The 16455-nt window shown below is 75.3% G+C and carries 12 protein-coding genes; 2 read left to right on the top strand and 10 right to left on the bottom strand.

The annotated features are described in order from the left end of the window. Position 1: 1 nt before the first annotated feature. The 8 genes from SM793_RS23205 to SM793_RS23240 all read right to left on the bottom strand — a co-directional run bounded on the left by SM793_RS23205 (position 2) and on the right by SM793_RS23240 (position 8122). On the bottom strand, positions 2–1738 hold the full coding sequence (locus tag SM793_RS23205) for an asparagine synthetase B family protein (protein ID WP_320440198.1): 1737 nt from the start codon (positions 1736–1738) through the stop codon (positions 2–4). Positions 1739–1828: 90 nt separating this feature from the next. After that, entirely contained in the window at positions 1829–2413 is a 585-nt protein-coding gene (locus SM793_RS23210; RefSeq protein WP_320440199.1) for a hypothetical protein, read from the bottom strand. A 76-nt stretch (positions 2414–2489) separates the two neighbouring features. Continuing rightward, complete coding sequence (locus SM793_RS23215) at positions 2490–3353, bottom strand: hypothetical protein (protein WP_320440200.1); 864 nt, start codon at positions 3351–3353, stop codon at positions 2490–2492. Between the two features lie 29 nt (positions 3354–3382). Next, on the bottom strand, positions 3383–4561 hold the full coding sequence (locus SM793_RS23220) for a hypothetical protein (RefSeq protein WP_320440201.1): 1179 nt from the start codon (positions 4559–4561) through the stop codon (positions 3383–3385). Beyond that, positions 4558–5706, bottom strand: coding sequence for a hypothetical protein (locus tag SM793_RS23225; protein WP_320440202.1), 1149 nt, complete (start codon positions 5704–5706; stop codon positions 4558–4560). Before SM793_RS23225 ends, SM793_RS23220 begins: the two co-directional genes overlap by 4 nt. After that, positions 5703–6374, bottom strand: coding sequence for a cupin domain-containing protein (locus tag SM793_RS23230; protein WP_320440203.1), 672 nt, complete (start codon positions 6372–6374; stop codon positions 5703–5705). The genes SM793_RS23225 and SM793_RS23230 overlap by 4 nt, the downstream gene beginning before the upstream one ends. Positions 6375–6593: 219 nt before the next feature. Further along, positions 6594–7700: a polyprenyl synthetase family protein gene (locus SM793_RS23235; protein ID WP_320440204.1), complete on the bottom strand. Its 1107-nt coding sequence runs from the start codon at positions 7698–7700 to the stop codon at positions 6594–6596. Further along, the gene (locus tag SM793_RS23240; RefSeq protein WP_320440205.1) at positions 7697–8122 is read right to left on the bottom strand and encodes a hypothetical protein; all 426 of its coding nucleotides are present in this window, start codon (positions 8120–8122) and stop codon (positions 7697–7699) included. The genes SM793_RS23235 and SM793_RS23240 overlap by 4 nt, the downstream gene beginning before the upstream one ends. A 340-nt stretch (positions 8123–8462) precedes the next feature. Here SM793_RS23240 and SM793_RS23245 point away from each other — a divergent pair, with 340 nt between their 5' ends. After that, positions 8463–8930 carry a hypothetical protein gene (locus SM793_RS23245; RefSeq protein ID WP_320440206.1) on the top strand — a complete coding sequence of 156 codons (468 nt, stop codon included), beginning with the start codon at positions 8463–8465 and terminating at the stop codon, positions 8928–8930. A gap of 147 nt (positions 8931–9077) precedes the next feature. Here SM793_RS23245 and SM793_RS23250 read toward each other — a convergent pair whose 3' ends face one another. Then, a complete protein-coding gene (locus SM793_RS23250) occupies positions 9078–10730 on the bottom strand; it encodes a ubiquinol-cytochrome c reductase cytochrome b subunit (RefSeq protein ID WP_320440207.1) in 1653 nt (550 codons plus the stop codon). A 419-nt stretch (positions 10731–11149) separates the two neighbouring features. Between SM793_RS23250 and SM793_RS23255 the strand changes: the two genes are divergently transcribed. Continuing rightward, on the top strand, positions 11150–11506 hold the full coding sequence (locus tag SM793_RS23255) for a hypothetical protein (RefSeq protein WP_320440208.1): 357 nt from the start codon (positions 11150–11152) through the stop codon (positions 11504–11506). Positions 11507–11686: 180 nt separating this feature from the next. Here SM793_RS23255 and SM793_RS23260 read toward each other — a convergent pair whose 3' ends face one another. Further along, positions 11687–15757 carry an amino acid adenylation domain-containing protein gene (locus SM793_RS23260; protein WP_320440209.1) on the bottom strand — a complete coding sequence of 1357 codons (4071 nt, stop codon included), beginning with the start codon at positions 15755–15757 and terminating at the stop codon, positions 11687–11689. Between the last annotated feature and the right edge of the window lie 698 nt (positions 15758–16455).

A 16455-nucleotide genomic window follows, 5' to 3' on the forward strand; every position in this document is an offset into this window, starting at 1 on the left:
GTCACAGGTCGTAGGCGCGCAGCCAGAGTTCGAGGGTGAGCAGCAGCCAGAGCTTCCCGCCCTGGCGCGGCAGCAGGCTGCCCTCCCGGCGCATCCAGGTGCGTACGGTGTCCGGCCGCACCAGGCCGCGCTCGCGCGCGGTGCGCCCGAGCAGCAGTTCGGCGGACAGGTCGCGCAGCGGCCCGTGCAGCCACTGCTGGACCGGCACCCGCATGCCGCTCTTCGGCCGGTCCACGACCGCGCCCGGCAGCAGGTCGCGGACGGCCTCCTTGAGGATCCACTTCTCCACCGTGCCGCGCAGCTTGAGGGTCGGCGGGGTGGCGAAGGCGTGGTCGACGACCCGCCGGTCGAACAGCGGCGAGCGGCCCTGCACCCCGCGCGAGGCGGTGAGCCGCTCGACCTTGGTGAGGATGTGGTGGGCGCCCTTGGTCCGCAGGTTGCAGTGCAGCAGCTGGTTGAGCAGTGAGTGCATCGGCCCGGGGGAGAGGTACGGGGCGACGAAGCGGCGCGGCTGCGGCTCGTCGGCCAGCGCGCGCAGGGTCCCGCCGGTGAGCAGCAGGGGCAGGTCCTCGTAGCACTTTCGGTAGGAGCGCAGATAGGCCTCGGCCCGCACCTCGGGGGAGGGGTCGTCGCGGTGCATCTCGTGGACCAGCATCGGCAGGTTCTTCGGGCCGCCGAACACCGGGTCGCCGCCCTCGCCGTTGAGCGAGACCGTGATCCCGTCGGCGGCGACGGCCTCGGCGAGCATCAGGTTGGGCACGGTCAGCGGGTCGCCGACCGGGCTGTCGAGCAGGGCGACGGTGTCGGCGAGCCGGGCGGCGACCTCCTCGCCGGAGACGGTGAGGATCCGGTGCCGGGTGCCGCAGTGGTCGGCGACCAGTCCCGAGTACCCCAGCTCGTTGGGCAGCCGGTCGCCGAAGCTGATCGAGTAGGTGTGCACCGGCTGGTCGTGCAGCCGGGCGGCGAGCGCGGTGACCAGCGAGCTGTCGACACCGCCGGACAGCAGCACCCCGACCGGAGCGCCGGCCGGCAGCCTCCGCGCGGTGGCCCCTTCGAGCAGGGCGCGCAGCTCCCGGGCGTACTCCTCGGCGGGCGGGGCCTCGCCCTCGGGCAGGCGCTCGGCGGGTTCCCAGAACGGTTCCTGGTGGGTGCTGCCGTCGGCGGCGAGCCGCAGCACGCGGCCGGGCAGCGCCTCGTGCACGCCCCGCAGCAGGGTCTCCTCGCCGGGCAGGTAGGCGAAGGTGAGGAAGGAGCGGACGGCGGCGAGGTTGAGGCCGGTGCCGAGCGCGGGCCAGTGGCGCAGGGCGCGGAGCGAGGTGGACGCGGCCCAGCAGCCGTCGGCGCGGGCGTGGAACAGGGTGCGGGCGCCGGCGTGGTCGCGGATCAGGACCAGGTCGGCGCCGTCGACGACGGCGAGCGCGAACATCCCGTCGGCCCGCCGCAGTCCGTCGGTGCCGAGCCGCAGCCAGAGCCGGAGCAGCAGTTCGCCGTCCGGCAGGTCGGCGGGCACGGGGGAGCCGGCCGCGGCGAGGGCGGCGAGCAGCTGGGGCCGGTTGTGCAGGGTCACCTCGCCGACGGCGGTGCGGCCGTCGACGGTGAACGGGCCGGTGGCGAAGCCGGGTTCGGCGGGGAGGAGGGCGGCCGGGGCGCCGTTGGGCGCGGTGCCGCCGGTGAGTGCGGCGAGGTGGGCGCGGGCCCGGTCGGCGTCGGGGCCGGCGAGGGCGCAGCAGCGGGGCATGGTGGAGCGGTGCCTTTCGTCGGACGGCGGCCCGCGGGTGGCCGGGCGTGGCTGGCGGGAGTGGGCCGGGAGTGGGTCGGGAGTGGCGGCTCAGCCGAAGTCGTCGCCGTCCCAGCCGTCGTCGGAGTCGCCCCAGTCGCCGAAGTCCTCGGTGGAGCTGGGGGAGTCCTGGCCCCCGTGGTGTTCTCCGGAGCCGTCGTCGTCCGCCGACATATCGCCGCTTCCGTTGCTGCTGCCGCCGCCGTCACCGCCGCCGGAGGAGGTCTGCTGGCGGGCCTGCTGGCGCAGTTCCTCCTCCTCGGCCTCGGACAGGGCCGTCGGCGGCAGCTGGGCGGCGGTGATCGCGGCGACACCGGCCACCCCGAGGGCGCCGACCACCACCCCGAGGCGTCCGCCGAAGGAGCTGCGGTTGAGGGTGACCAGTCCGCCGCCCCAGACGGTGCGGCCGTAGCCGAGGTCGCGGCCGTACTCGGCGGTGCCGTCCGCGTACCGCCGTTTGACCAGGTCGCGGCCGAGCGGCTCGTCGGTGCCGGAGCGGCCGAGGCTGTCGTGCCAGTGGATCTGCCGGTCGGTGCCGCGCCGGCGCCACTCGCTGCGGCCGTCCTCGTACCGACGGTGGACTTGGCCGTCCGCCAGCAGTTCGTCGCGGTAGCCGAGATGGCGTGCGTTGCTCATGGGTGCGGGGTCCTCACAGACTCGGGCAGGTCGGGCAATGCGTACGGGTCGCGGCGCGGCGCGGAGCGGAGCGGGTTCAGCCGGCCGGCCAGCTGAGGAAGCCGCTGCCGCGCACGGTGCGGACCCGCCGGTGCAGCGGGGTGCGGCGCGGACCGGCCGTCCCTCCGCCGCGCAGTTGGCGGATCACGGTGTGCAGCAGCCGGGCGGGGGCGACGGCGGCCAGTTCGATGGTCCGGCCGCTGCCGAGCCAGGCCCGCTCCTCGGGGCGCAGCCCGGCGGGCAGCGGTCCCCGGTGGCCGTGCGGGCCGCGTCCGGAGGTCAGGTGCAGGGTGCCGGCGTGCCGGGGCACCAGGCCCATCGAGCGCACCCGGACGCCCGTCGGCCCGGCCTCCGCCGCTCCGGCCGCCGCCGGTCCGTAGGCGGCCCTGACCTGTTCGAAGCAGGCGAGCCCGGAGGGGCTGGCGTCGTGCAGCACGTGCACCACGGCGCCCCCGGCCCGCTCCAGCGCGGCCACCAGCCGCTCGTCCAGCGGCAGTTCGTCGGCCGGAAGCACCGGGCAGGCGGCCTCCAGGTGGAGGTCGTTGGCGATCAGCATCGCGGTGATCTCCCGGCTCTGGCAGACCAGCAGTCGGGGCAGCCCGTAGTCGTAGAGGTCGGACTCCTCGGCGACGGCCGCGCGGGGGCCGGCCGGCCGGGGCGCGGCGGGCGGCAGCAGGCCGGGCAGCTCGTCCCGGCGCGCGGCCAGCGCGGCGGCGAACCGGGCGTACCGGACGGGCGGCGCCAGGGTGTACGGGATCCGGCGCGGCCCGGCGTGCAGCGGCTGGAGCACCCGGCACAGCTCGTAGTAGAGCTGCCGCTCGGTGTACCGCAGCCCGCCGGGCGCCCCGGCCCGGCCGGCGGCGACGGTCAGCGCGCCGTCCAGGAGCGGACGCAGCGTCATGGGGTTCCTGCCTTTCGTCGTCCCCGCGCTCACGCGGGGCCCTTGCCGAGGTCCGGGCCGTCGGGCCGGGCCCCGCCGGCGCCCCCGGGCGTGCCGTCCGCCGCGGGTTCGGGCCAGCTCATGAAGCCGACGGCGAGCGCCCGGCGGCGGGTCTCCAGCGGGGTCTCCGGCCGTCCCGCCGCCGGGGAGCGCACCGGTCCGGTCCGCAGGGCGCCCGGGGTCCTCGGCGCAGGTGGCGCGGTGATCCGCTCGGCGGCCCGGTCGGCGAGCGCCAGCAGCCGCTTCGGGGCCAGCGCGGCGAGCGGGGTCCACCAGCCCTCGGCGAACCACGCCTGCTGGCTGCCGGTCAGCTCGGGCACCGCCCGCCGCAACCGGACGTAGAGCTCCTCCGGGCGGTACAGGTCGCGCAGCAGCGTGTACCTGGTCTCGTCGACCAGCACGGTGCGCACCGACAGCCCGGCGTCCAGCACCCGTGGGCCGGGCCGGGCGGCGCGCGCGTCGGCGGCCAGCAGGTGGCCCTGGGGCGAGGCGTCGTGCAGCACCACCAGCGGCAGTCCGGCCGGGACCTCGCGCAGGTCGTGCACCAGCAGCGCGCGGTGCCGCTCGGCGTACCCGTTGGCCCGCAGGAAGGCGGTGATCGTCCGGTCCGGGCAGAGCAGGGCGAGGGCCGGGGCGGCGGGCGGCGGCCCGGCCGGGACCAGCCGGCCGTCCACCAGCCCCGGCGGTAGGGCGCCGTAGGTGGCCCGCCACCGGTCCAGCACGGTGTCGCGGAAGTCGTCCTCGGTCCAGCGGGAGTGCACCGAGGTGTCGGGCGCGGGGACTTCGGCCAGCATGAACTGCCTGATCGAGAGGCCGATCAGGAGCAGGGCGACCAGGAGGACCCACGGGCCGAAGCCGGTGTCGAGTGTGGCGAGGGAGACGAGGAGCCCGATCAGCCCGGGCACGAGCAGCCCGGTCGCCTTGTTCCGGTCCCCCCGGAACCGCTGCGGCGGGCGCCCCCGGTGCTGCAGGGCGTAGGCCAACTGCCCGTCGGTGACGGTCAGCCGGCCCTGGTCGGACAGCTTCTCGGTGACCTTGCGGATCCGGACGTCGTGCAGCCCGGGCCCGTCGAGCTTGGGGTCGAGGGCGAACTCCTTGCGGCAGAAAGAGCAGCGGCGCTTGGTGCGCTCGCGCTGGAGGAGGTTCTTCGAGCAGTGCGGGCAGATCATCGCGGTACCTCCGGCACCGGCCAGCTGAGGAATCCGACGTTTCCGTGCAGCGCCCGCTCGGCGGCCCGTTCGGCCATCGCCAGCAGCCGTTTGGGCGGCACCGCCACCAGGGGGCTCCACAGTCCTTTCGCGAGCCAGGCGTGCTCCCGCTCGGACAGTCCCGGCAGCCGCGCCAGCAGCTGTTCCAAGGGCTCCCGTTCCTGGTGCTCGTACACTTGGACGGCCCGGTCCCAGGCCGCCACGGTGGTGCGGATCGACAGTCCGGCGTCCACCACCGGGACGGCCGGCCGCGCGGCCCTGGCCTCGCGCGCCAGCAGGAGGCCCTGCGGGGAGGCGTCGTGCAGCACGATCACGGGCAGGTCGTCCGGCAGCTCCGCCGTCGCGGCGACGAGGACCGCCCGGTAGCGCTCGGTGAAGGTGTTGGCGTGCAGGAAGGCGGTGATCGTCCGGTCCGGGCAGAGCACCGCGAGCACCGGCGGCCCGTTCGGCACCGGGGGCCGGACGGCGGCGTCCTCGACCACCCCGTCCGGGAGCCCGCCGTAGACCTCGGCCCAGGGGTTCAGGACCTTGGTCCGGAACTCCGCGTCGGTCCAGCCGGGGCGGTTCTCCAGCTGCGTGGTCCAGGCCGCCTCGTGCCGCCGCTGCTTTTCGCGCCGCAGCTGCCACTGCCGCTCGTCCTGCTCCCACCGGGCCCTGATCCGCCCGCGCCGCAGCAGTCGGACCGCGTCCCGCCCCATCGCCCCGAGCATGGCCAGGCCGAAGAAGCCGAGAACGGCCGCCAGGATGATCGTGGCGGGCAGCCGGGTGACCAGTAAGTAGGCGACGGTGACCAGCCCGGCGCCCATGCCGAGGCAGAAGGCGATCACGCCGACGCCCTCGAACCGGGGCTCGACCGGCCGACCGGGCGGGTCCCTGCGGGGCCGGATCGGCGGTCGCCCGCGTTCGTGGTGCGCCCAGCGGAGCTGCTGGACCGTCAGGACGACCCGGCCGCCGTCGCCCAGCCGTTCGACGGTGCGCCGCAACCGCAGGTCGTGCAGCCCCCGGGTGTACTTCGGCTCCAGCGCGAACCGCTGCTGACACCTCCAGCAGGTGCGGTTGGTGCGGATTCTGCCGGGCAGCTCGGTCTCGCAGCGCGGGCACTTCATCGGGTGGACTCCTCCAGCGCGGCCGCCAACCGCCGCAGCCCGGCGGCCAGCCGCTCCCGCCGGCCGACCGTGCCGATCCGCTGCCCGCGCTGCACCGCCCGCAGCGCCTCGGCGAGTTCGGTGTCCGCCCGGCGCTCGGCCTCGGCCGAGGTGATCGCGTAGTCCTCGTGGTCGATGCCGTACCCGGTGTTGGCGGCCAGGATGTTGAGCGGCTCGCGGCCCCGGTTGGCGAAGGAGTGCGGCATCAGCTCGGGTATCCGTATCAGCAGCCCCGGCGTCAGCGGCACCTCCACCACCCGGCGCCGTTCGGCGTCGTACAGCCCGCAGGCGGCGTGGCCGAGGCTGAGCACCAGGTGCTCGCCACCGTGCGCGTGGGGGGTGAACGCGCTGCGCGGGGCGACGATGCCCAGCTTGTAGGTGGCGTTCGAGGGCCGTTCCGGTGAGGTCTTGGCGTCACCCACCAGGTAGTGGGCGAACTGGCCCTCGTCGATGAACCGCAGCAGTTCCTCGCCGGCCGGCCCGTGCGCGGCCTGCGGCCCCAACTCCCTTGCGCCGTCCCGGTCCGCGAGCAGGACCCGGCCGTCCGGGCGCAGCCGGTACAGCTCCGCCCCGGCCGGCAGCCGCCCGGCGAGCCTCTCGAGTCCCCGCAGCCCCGATCGTACGGACATCGGCCACCCACCCCCACCTCGACCCGTGCGACGTCACCCCCGGTGACGCGGGGCGTCGCGCGGCCGGTTCCCGCCGTCCGGGACCGACGTTCCGGATCTTACGCACAGGGGGTGACACGGCCCAGGGGCGAACGGGCCCGGCGGGCCGGGTTGGCCAGCGGGTGGCGGCCGGCGGCGGGTGGCGAACGGGTGGTCGGTGAACGGGGGTCGGGGAACGGGTCAGCGGCCGCGGGCCACCACGAAGTCGGGCAGCGCCAGCAGGAACGCGCGGGCCTCCTCGGCCTCCTCGGCGTCCTCGCCCCCGCCGCTCCGGCCGTCCCCCGCCGCGGGGGCCCCGGCCAGCACGGCCTCGATCTCCCGCGCGGCGGCCGCGACCAGCCCGGCCGCAGCCTCCTGTGCGTGCGCGACGCAGTCGTAGGCCGCCATCCGGTCGAGCAGCCAGGCCACGTCCTCGGCCGCCCCGGGGCCGCGCTGCGACCGGGTGACGCTCAGATGCCGCACCACACGGGCGCGTTCGGCCGGCGCGGCGCGCTCCAGCAGCTGGATGAGCATCAGCGTCCGCTTGCCCTCCCAGAGGTCCCCGGCGATCTCCTTGCCGTACTCCTCGGCCGCCCCGACCAGGTTGAGCACATCGTCCTGGATCTGGAAGGCGGCGCCCAGGTACCAGCCGAACCGGTCCAGCCGGGCGGCGTCCGCACCGGCCCCCTCGGCGACCAGCAGGCCGGAGCGGCACGGGTAGAGGAAGGTGTACCAGGACGTCTTCTTCAGGCACATCCGGTAGTAGTCGGCGCTGGTCAGCCCGCAGGCGTTGTCCCGGATCCAGGCGATCTCCATGGCCTGCCCCTCCAGGGACTGGCGGCACATCAGCTCGGTCTCCTCGAACAGCCGCCAGGCCAGTTCCCCGCCGAGCGCCCGCCGGTTGGCCATCACCCGCCGCAGGCCGAGCAGGTGGGTCGCGTTGCCGACGTTCAGCGCGACCTCCACGCCGTACCGGGCGGGCAGCGTGGGTGCGCCCCGGCGCAGCTCGCTGCCGTCCTGGATGTCGTCGTGGACGAGGAAGGCGTTGTGGAACAGCTCCACGGTGACGGCCGGGTTGAGGGCCCGCTCGGGCCGGCCGCCGAACGCGGCGCAGGTGACCAGGCAGAGCGCGGCCCGCAGGCCCTTGCAGGGGCGCGTCGGGTAGTCGGCGGCCAGGTCGTAGAGGTAGGGCGGGCTCTGCCGGGGGATGTGGCGCAGGAGTTCGGCGAGGGTGCGCTCGCGGTACCGGGCCAGGACGCGCTCGACCAGCGGCGCGCCGACGGCGGGGCGTCCGGCCGGGGTGGTCACCCCCGGGGCCGCTCGTCCGGTCCCGCGCCGTCGGCGGACCGCGGGTCGCCCTGCGCTCCGAAGGCGTTCCGCAGGCCCTGGTTGGCGAGGCCGGGGGCGAGCGAGGTCAGGCCGAGCAGCAGGTCGAGGACGTCGTGGGCGTTGGCCGCGAGCCGTTGGGCCTGATCGGACACCTCGCCGGTGGTGTTGGCGAGGACCCGCTCGCTCACCGCGTCGATCAACTGGTGGGTGTTCTCCGAGACCCGGCCCAACAGCCGGTCGAACTCCTCCTGGTCGACCCGGTGTTCGCCGGTCAGCCGGTCGGTCGCCGCCTTGGCGTCGGCGAGCCCGGCGGACAGCTCCCGTTCCAGGACGGCCGCGGCCTCCATCACCGCGCGCGAGCCCTGCTCGCCCAGTTCGCTGAATCGACCGGCATCGGGCATGGCTGACCTCCTGGTTCACCCCCCGGCCGGGGCCGGGGCGGTTCCGGGTCGGCGCGCGGCAGGGCGCCGTACCGATCGCCGATGGTACACGGATGCATGCGGAGCGTGTCCATGGCGTCACGGTGGTGATGCCGGGAGCGCGCACGTTCCGTAGTGCGCCGCGATGCGCCCGGCGCGCGGGCGCCCCCGTGCGCCGGGTGTGGTCCAGGCGGCCCGGCGAGTCGGGGCTGCCCGTCCGTCCGGTCACTGATAGTGATTGCCTGATCGCGGAGCGATCCGCCAGGGGGTGGAGGACGGCAGTACCGGTCAGCAGCGGGACAGCACGGGAGAAGGAGCGGTCATGGGTGGCAGAGAGCGTCCGCCGAAGGCGCGTGGCGCCCGGCCGGAGGCGAAGCGGCGCACCGGGCGCCCGCCCGGCCCGCGCGCGGACCGTCCGGCGGTGGACCGTCCGGTGGACCTCGGCGCGGCCCGTCCGGCGGTGGACCCCGGCCTGGAGATCGCCCGGCTGGAGGGCTACCTCGCCTGGGAGGCGGAGGTCGCGGCGGCCCGGCGCGACGCCCGGGCCTTCGCCGACCGCTTCCCCTGGCTCGGGCCGGACGACCGGGAGGCCCTCGAACAGGCGTACACCGACGACCGCCTCCGGTACGCGGAGGAGGTGGTCGACCGAGCGGTGGGCCGCTGCCGCGCGCTGGCCGCCCGCTACCGCGCCGAATGCCGCCGGATCTGCGCCCGCTGGGCGGCCGTGTGCCTCTCGGTGGCGTTCGCTGTGGCCCTGCTCGCCGTCGTCCCGGTCGCCCTGCACGGCTGACCGGCCGCCGTCCCGCTCGCGCTGCGCGGTCGCCCTGACCGGTCGCGCTGCGCGGCCGGCCGACCGGCGGCACGACCGGGCCCGCCGTACACCTGGGGTGTGCGGCGGGCCCGGTCGTACGGTCCGCGGACGGCGGGGCGGACGGGATCAGTGGTGGCCGTGGCCGCTGCTGATCTCCTGGTGCTCCTCGGCCGTCGGCTTGGTGATCTGGCCGCCCTCGCCGTAGAAGCCGCGGGCCAGCTTGGCCCGGGTGCGGGCCAGCAGCCCGGCCCTGCGGGCCACGCCGTTCTCGTCCACCTCGGCCGGCAGCTCGAACGGCTGCGGCTGCTCGTGCGCGGTGAGCGTGTACAGCCGCTCCGGCGGGAGCGCCGCGTGCACCTCGACGAACTCGCCGTGCGGCAGGCGCTTGATGACGCCGCTCTCCCGCCCGTGCAGCACCTTTTCCCTGTCACGGCGCTGGAGACCCAGGCACCAGCGCTTGGTGATCACGAAGACGATCACCGGCCCCACGAAGAAGCCGATCCGCGCCGCGTTGGTGATCGCGTTGATGGACAGGTGGAAGTGGGTGGCGAGCAGGTCGTTGCCGCCGGCGGCGAGCAGGATCAGGTAGAGGCTGATCCAGGCCGCGCCGAACGCGGTGCGCACCGGCGCGTTGCGGGGCCGGTCGGCGATGTGGTGCTCGCCCCGGTCCCCGGTGATCCACGCCTCCAGGAACGGGTAGGCCCAGATCGCCACCAGCACCAGCGGGAAGACCATCAGCGGGACGAACACGCCCAGGTTGAGGGTGTGGCCCCACAGGCCGATCTCCCAGCCCGGCATGATCCGGATCAGGCCCTCCGAGAAGCCCATGTACCAGTCCGGCTGCGCGTCCGTGGACACCTGGTCCGGGCGGTACGGCCCGTACAGCCAGATCGGGTTGACGGTGGCGACCGCGGACATCGCGGCCACCATGCCGAACACCAGGAAGAAGAAGCCGCCCGCCTTGGCCATGTAGACCGGCATCAGCGGCATGCCGACCACGTTGTCGTTGGTCCGGCCGGCCCCGGCGAACTGGGTGTGCTTGTGGTAGAAGACCAGGATCAGGTGAGCCACCAGCAGGCCGAGCATGATGCCCGGGATCAGCAGCACGTGCACGGTGAACAGGCGCGGCACGATGGCGGTGCCGGGGAACTGGCCGCCGAAGAGGAAGAACATGAGGTAGGTGCCGACGAGCGGCACCGCGAGGATCGCGCCCTCCATGAACCGGATGCCGGTGCCGGAGAGCAGGTCGTCGGGCAGTGAGTAGCCCATGAATCCGTCGAACATGCCGAGGATCAGCAGGCCCGCGCCGAACAGCCAGTTGATCTCGCGCGGCTTGCGGAACGCGCCGGTGAAGAAGACGCGCATCATGTGCACGAACATCGCGGCCACGAAGACGATCGCGGCCCAGTGGTGGATCTGGCGGATCAGCAGACCGCCCCGGATGTCGAAGCTGATCCGCACCGTCGAGGCGAAGGCCTCCGACATCTGGATGCCCTGGAGCGGGACGTACGAGCCCTCGTAGGTCACCTCGCCCATGGACGGGATGAAGAAGAGCGTCAGCCAGACCCCGGTCAGGATGATGATGATGAAGGTGTAGAGGCAGACCTCGCCCAGCATGAAGGACCAGTGGTCCGGGAAGATCTTGCGCAGATTGGACTTGGACAGGCCGTAGAGGCCGAGCCGTCCGTCGGCCCAGTCGACGAGCGCCTCCGCCTTGTTGGCCGGTGCCGCTCGCGTGCTGGTGGCGGGCCCCGGGCTCGACTGCCGGTCGGCTCTCACGACGGGCTCCCCGGTGTCCGCCGCGGCATGTCCTGGACGCCCGGCCGCGTCACGGCCGGCCGGTGGAGTGATGTGATCATCGGACCTCTCGATACGGGGATGCCGGGAAACCCGGCGCGCGGATCCGGCGACCCGCCGCCCCCGTTGCTCAAAGTGATGGAGCGCTTACTCTGTCATGCTGTCGGGAGCGCGCCGACTGTGCACGTCCATCGGCCCGTCCGGCCGCTCGTGTCGGCCCGTCCGGGGGGTCCCGGGGCGGTGACAGGGTGGTGACAGGGCCTCGGCGCGGCGGTGACGGGGCGTCCGCGGGCTTTCTCCGCTCCGCTTCGATGCTGCGCTCGGGTGCTTGACGACGCGCCGGGACGTCCCGGCGCGCGCCGCGCCCGGGGAGGGCGCGGGACCGGGCCTACGCTGCGCCAATGGTGGATCACCGGGAACTCTTCGAGGACGTGACAGCCGACCTGGCCCGGGCCGGCTTCGACATCGACCGCGGGCCCTCCGGGCTGCGGATCGGCCATGGCCCGCAGGGGGTGCTGATCGACTGGCCGCCCGCCGAGCAGGCGTCGGCCGAGCAGCCGCCGCCCGCCGAGGGCATCCGGGCCGCGGTGACGAACGCGGTCGCCGCCGTGCTGCGCGAGTCCGGCTACCGGGTCGCGACGGCCGGCCCGGACGGACTGCTCGTCACCGCCGCCCGACCGGTCCGGGTCGCCGCTCCCGACGCCCCGGGCGAGGGCGGGCGGGAGCCGGCCGGGGTCCCCGAGCAGTGGTGGGGGTGAGGGGGCGGACCGCCGGAGGTCCGCTCCTCCTGCGGCCAGGAGGCCGCACCCGCCGGTGACGGCGCCGAGGCGCCCGGGGACCGTTTCCGACGGTCCCCGGGCGCCTCCGGCCGCAGGGTCGGGGGGTGCTCCCGGTCCCGCTCCCGGCCGCCCTCGCCCGCTCGCGGCCCCGAGCCGGTTTCAGGCCCCGAGCCCGCTCCCGACCGTGGCCGCGGCGATCGCGGCCGCCAGTTCGTCCACGCCCTGCTCCCTCAGCACGCCGTAGTGGTCCCCGCCCAGCCGGACCGTGGCCGGAGCGGCGGCCGACCAGCCGGAGCTGCCCTCGATGAACGAGTAGTCGTCACCGGTGGCCTTGAACACGGTCACCGGGGCCGACAGCCGCCGCTCGGCCAGCTCGCGGAAGGTGTACTCGAACTCGTAGGTCTCCCCGACGATCCGGGCCACCCGGCGGATCAGCTCCTCGTCGAGCTCCGGCAGCGTCCGGTGGACGAAGGCCGCGAAGCCGTCCTCGTCCCGCACCTCGGCGAGGCACTCGGCCAGGCCGGGCCCGCCGACGGAGCCCGCGAACACCGAGTGCAGGATCGTCAGATACGCCGGGTTGCGGTAGGAGGACTCGCGTCCGTACCGCTCCCCGTCCGCCTGTCGCAGCTCCGGGTTGCCGGGGCAGATCAGCATCAGGGCGGCCACCCGCTCCCCGGCCCGCTCCAGCTGCCAGGCCGCCTCGAAGGCCACCCGGGCGCCGAAGGAGTACCCCCACAGGGTGTACGGACCCTTCGGCCGGACCGCCCGGATCTGCGCCAGATCGGCCGCCGCCATCTCCCGGATGGTCGGGTACGGCGTCTCCCCGGGGTTGATGCCGTACGCCTGGACGCCGTAGAACGGCCGGCCCGAACGCCCGGCGAGCGGACGCAGGTTCATCGGGTAGCCGCCCAGCCCGGGCCAGCAGAACACCGGGTCGCCGGTGCCGCTCCGGTGCAGCGGCACCAGCCGGGAGACCGTGTCCCCGCCGTTCGGGGCGCCGTCCGTACGGGCGCCCCCGTTCGCCGCGCCGTCGGTCCCGGCCGCGCCGGTCCCGTCCGTGCAGGTCGCGGCAGCGTCGGTCCTGGCCGTTTCGGTCCCGGCCGCGCCGGTCCTGGTCGTGTCGATCCTGGCCGCCAGATCGGCGAGCCGGGGGCACTCGAACAGCACCTGGAGCGGGAGCCAGGTGCCGAACTCCCGGTTCACCCGGTTGACCAGCGCCACCGCGATCAGCGAGTTCCCGCCCGCCGCGAAGAACTCGTCCGCCGTGGAGACGGTCCCGTAGCTCAGCGCGGCGGCCCAGATCCCGGCCAGCCGCCGCTCGGTCGCCGTCGCCGGCGCCACGAACGGCGCGCCGGTGGCGGCGTCCCTGACCTGCTCGGCGGCGGCCAGCGCCTTGGCGTCCACCTTGCCGTTGGCGGTCAGCGGCAGCTCGTCCAGCACCAGCACCCGGTTGGGCACCATGTAGTCCGGCAGCAGGGCGACCAGCTCGTCCCTGATCAGCTCCGCGGGGCCGCGCATGTGCACGGCGTCCTCCCGCATGCCCTCGCTGCGGATCTGCTCCTCGCTCACCCGGCCGCCGAGGAAGAAGTACGACGGCCCGCCGGCGATGCCGCACCCGGCCAGCAGCGCGTCGATCCGCCGGGCGGCGGGCAGCGGGTGGCCGCTCTTCGAGCTGTAGCCCGAGGACATGAACCCGAAGCCGAGCCCGTTGCGCTGCAGCCGGTGCAGCCGCAGGCCCAGGCCGATGTACTCCAGCCACGGTTCGGCGGCCCGGCTCACCGCGGTGATGCCGAAGCCCGCCCGCCGGTAGACCTGCTGGTTGATGGCGATGACGTGCCGGGACTCCACCACCTCGTCGGAGATCCTGGTCAGTTCGCCGCCCTCGTGGCGGTACAGACCGGCCGGCAGCCCGTCGACCCCGCCCGGGTGGGCCTGGACGAACAGCTCGGTGTCCTCCCGGCGCGGCCGTCCGTCCTCCGGGACGATCGCGAAGCTGCCCAGGTAGTGGTCCTCCCCGGCGACGTCCAGCCGCCGCTGGACGGAGGGCTCGTGGCCCAGTGGACGCACCGCCAGCCCGTACTCCGGCAGGGCCTCCTCCAGCACGCCCAGCATGTGGCCGGCCTCGAACTCCAGCACCTCCTGGATGTTGTCGCGGTACACCGGCTCGATGGCGCCGCGCCGGCCGAGGAAGTGCAGCGCGAGCGGCGGGCCCCCGGCGGCCCGGTCGCCGACCCGGACCAGGGCGTGGTCGACCGGGTGGTAGTAGTGCACGCCCGCGGCGAGGCCGTGCGAGCCGTCCGTCTCCAGGTACAGCTGGGTGGCGTACAGGGCGCCGGGGGAGGCGTAGGCGTACTTCGGCAGCAGCCGCTCCGGGCTGTGGAACTGGCCGAACCACCTCAGGACCGGGCCGAGTTCGGCGAGGGTGACGGCCGCAGCCGGCCGGCCCGGCGGGTCGGCCGGGCGCGGCGGGGCGAGCAGTGCCAGCAGGTCGTCCCGGGTGACCGGGCCGCCCTCGAAGAAGCGGTAGGTCTTGCGGGCGAAGGTCTCCCGCCGCTGGCGGCCGGTCTCCCGGCGCCCCGGCAGTTCGACCACCGGCCGGCCGGCCAGCTCGGCCGGGCCGCGCAGCCCCGGGTTGGACAGCTGGGCCCGGACCTGGAGCTTGCTCGCCTTGGACCGGTGGTGGCCGCCGTGGTTGCCCTGGTCCATCAGGGCGGCCTCCTTGGGGTTCAGCTCCACGCAGGCCACCAGGTCGCGGTGGCCCGTCCGCGGGTCGTCGGTGACCACCGCGGCGGCCCGGCGCACCCAGGTGTGGCCCTCGACGGCGAGCGCGATCTCGTCCAGCTCGACCCGGTAGCCGCGCAGCTTGACCTGGTTGTCCACCCGGCCGGCGCACCGCAGGGTGCCGTCCGGGTTCCACTCGGCGAGGTCGCCGGTGCGGTACAGCCGCTCGCCCGGCAGATACGGCGAGGCGACGAATCGCTCCGCCGTCAGGTCCGGCCGGCCGAGGTAGCCGCGGGCCAGCTGGACGCCGCCGATGTACAGCTCGCCGGTCGCGCCGACCTCCACCGGCGCCAGCTCCTCGTCCAGGACGAAGCAGCGGGTGCGGTCCACCGGCACGCCGATCGGTACCGAACCGGCGTCGTCGCCGAGGGCCGCCGGGTCGATCCGGTGGGCGGTCGCGTTGATGGTGCACTCGGTCGGGCCGTACAGGTTGACCAGCTCCGCGCCCGGCAGCGCCGCCGTCAGCGCCCGGGCCAGCCGGACCGAGAGCGCCTCGCCGCCCGAGTACAGGCCGCGCAGACCGGTGCAGTAGGCGAACCGCTCGGTGTCGAGCAGGGCCTGCAGCAGGGTCGGTACGCACTGGAGGGTGGTCACGCCGTGCGCGAGGACGGTGTCGATCAGGGCCTCCGGGTCCCGGTAGACGCCGGGCGCGCCCATCACCACCCGCGCGCCGGCGGCGGGCGCGAGGATCTCCCACTGCGCCGCGTCGAAGCTCATCGGCGTCTTCTGCAGCACGGTGGTGTCCGGGCCCAGATGGCCGGCGTCGGCCAGCCAGCGCAGCTGCGACACGATGCTGCGGTGCTCGATCATCACGCCCTTGGGGCGGCCGGTGCTGCCGGAGGTATGGATGACGTACGCCAGCGACTCGGGGGCGGGGCCGGCCGGGGCCTGGGCCTGGTGCGGGATGTGGTCGGCGGTGCGGGCGGTGCGGGCGGTGCGGGGCTGGGCGGCGCCCTCGCCCGGATCCGGCGGCGCGTCCCGGTCCGGGAGGTCGGCGGCGGTGACGATCCGGGTGCCGGCCGGGACCAGCTCGGCCAGCCGGGACCGCAGGTGCTCCTGGGCGACGACCACCCTGGTCCCGCTGGACTCGATCATCCAGCGGAGCCGCTCCTCCGGGTACTCGGGGGAGAGCGGCAGGTACGCGGCGCCCGCGTGCAGGATGCCCCAGGCGCCGGTCATCAGCGCCAGGGACGGCTCGGTGTACAGGCCGACGCAGTCGTCGGTGGCCACGCCCAGCCGGTGCAGGTGCGCGGCGAGCGTGTCGGCGGCGGCGGCGAGCTCGCGGAAGCTCAGCCGGGCGCCGGTGCCGGTGCCTGCGGCGGTCTCCGCCGGAGCGGTGACGGCCGTGGCGTCGGGGCGGGCGGCCGCCTGGGCGCGCAGCAGGTCGGGCAGGCAGACGGCGCGGCGGGCGTCGGGATGGGTGGCGAACAGGACGGGCTGTGCGGTCATGACGTGGTTCCCCTGGGCTCGGGCCGATAGGGCCGCCCGGCGCGTGGACCGGGCGTGACTTCCAAGGTCGGCCGCCCGCTGTCCCGAACACCTGGGGCGGTGGCCGTCTCCCGGCCCCCCTTCGGGCCCGGGCCGGTCCTGCCCGCGTCCTGGGCCGGGCCCGGTTGTCCCGGGCGTGGTCCCGGTCCGGCCCGGGCGCCGTCCCGGCCCCGCTCGTGGTGCTCCGCCGCCGGAGCCGGACAGGGATGACCGTGGCGTCCGGGGTGGAGGCCGGTCGGGACCGGCCGGCGCGGGGGGCGCAGGAGGTCGAGGGCCCGGCCGAGGTCGCGCGGGCCGTGCCCCGGTGGCCGTCACCAGGGGCCGGACGTCAGAGGTCTTCCGGTGCAGAGCGGCGAGGAACTCCGGGGCCTGTCGGAGGCGTTCGCGCAGGCCCGAGCCGGGAGGGCCGTGCCGGCCGGAGCGGAGGGCCCGTCAGCCTGCTGCGGACCCACACGGCGACGCTGTCCGTCCTGCTGACCGGGAGCCGCCCGGACCCGGTCGACCTTCCGGCGGGGCCGGGGCGGCGGGGCCGGTCGTGACGGGCGCCGATCGGGGGCGGGGCCGGTCGTGACGGGCGCCGGTCGGGGGCGGGGCCGGTCGTGACGGGCGCCGGTCGTGCCGGTGCCGCAGATCGTGGCGGCGGGTACCGGGTCGGGCCG

The sequence above is a fragment of the Kitasatospora purpeofusca genome (assembly GCF_034043715.1).
Classification (GTDB): Bacteria; Actinomycetota; Actinomycetes; order Streptomycetales; family Streptomycetaceae; genus Kitasatospora; species Kitasatospora purpeofusca_A.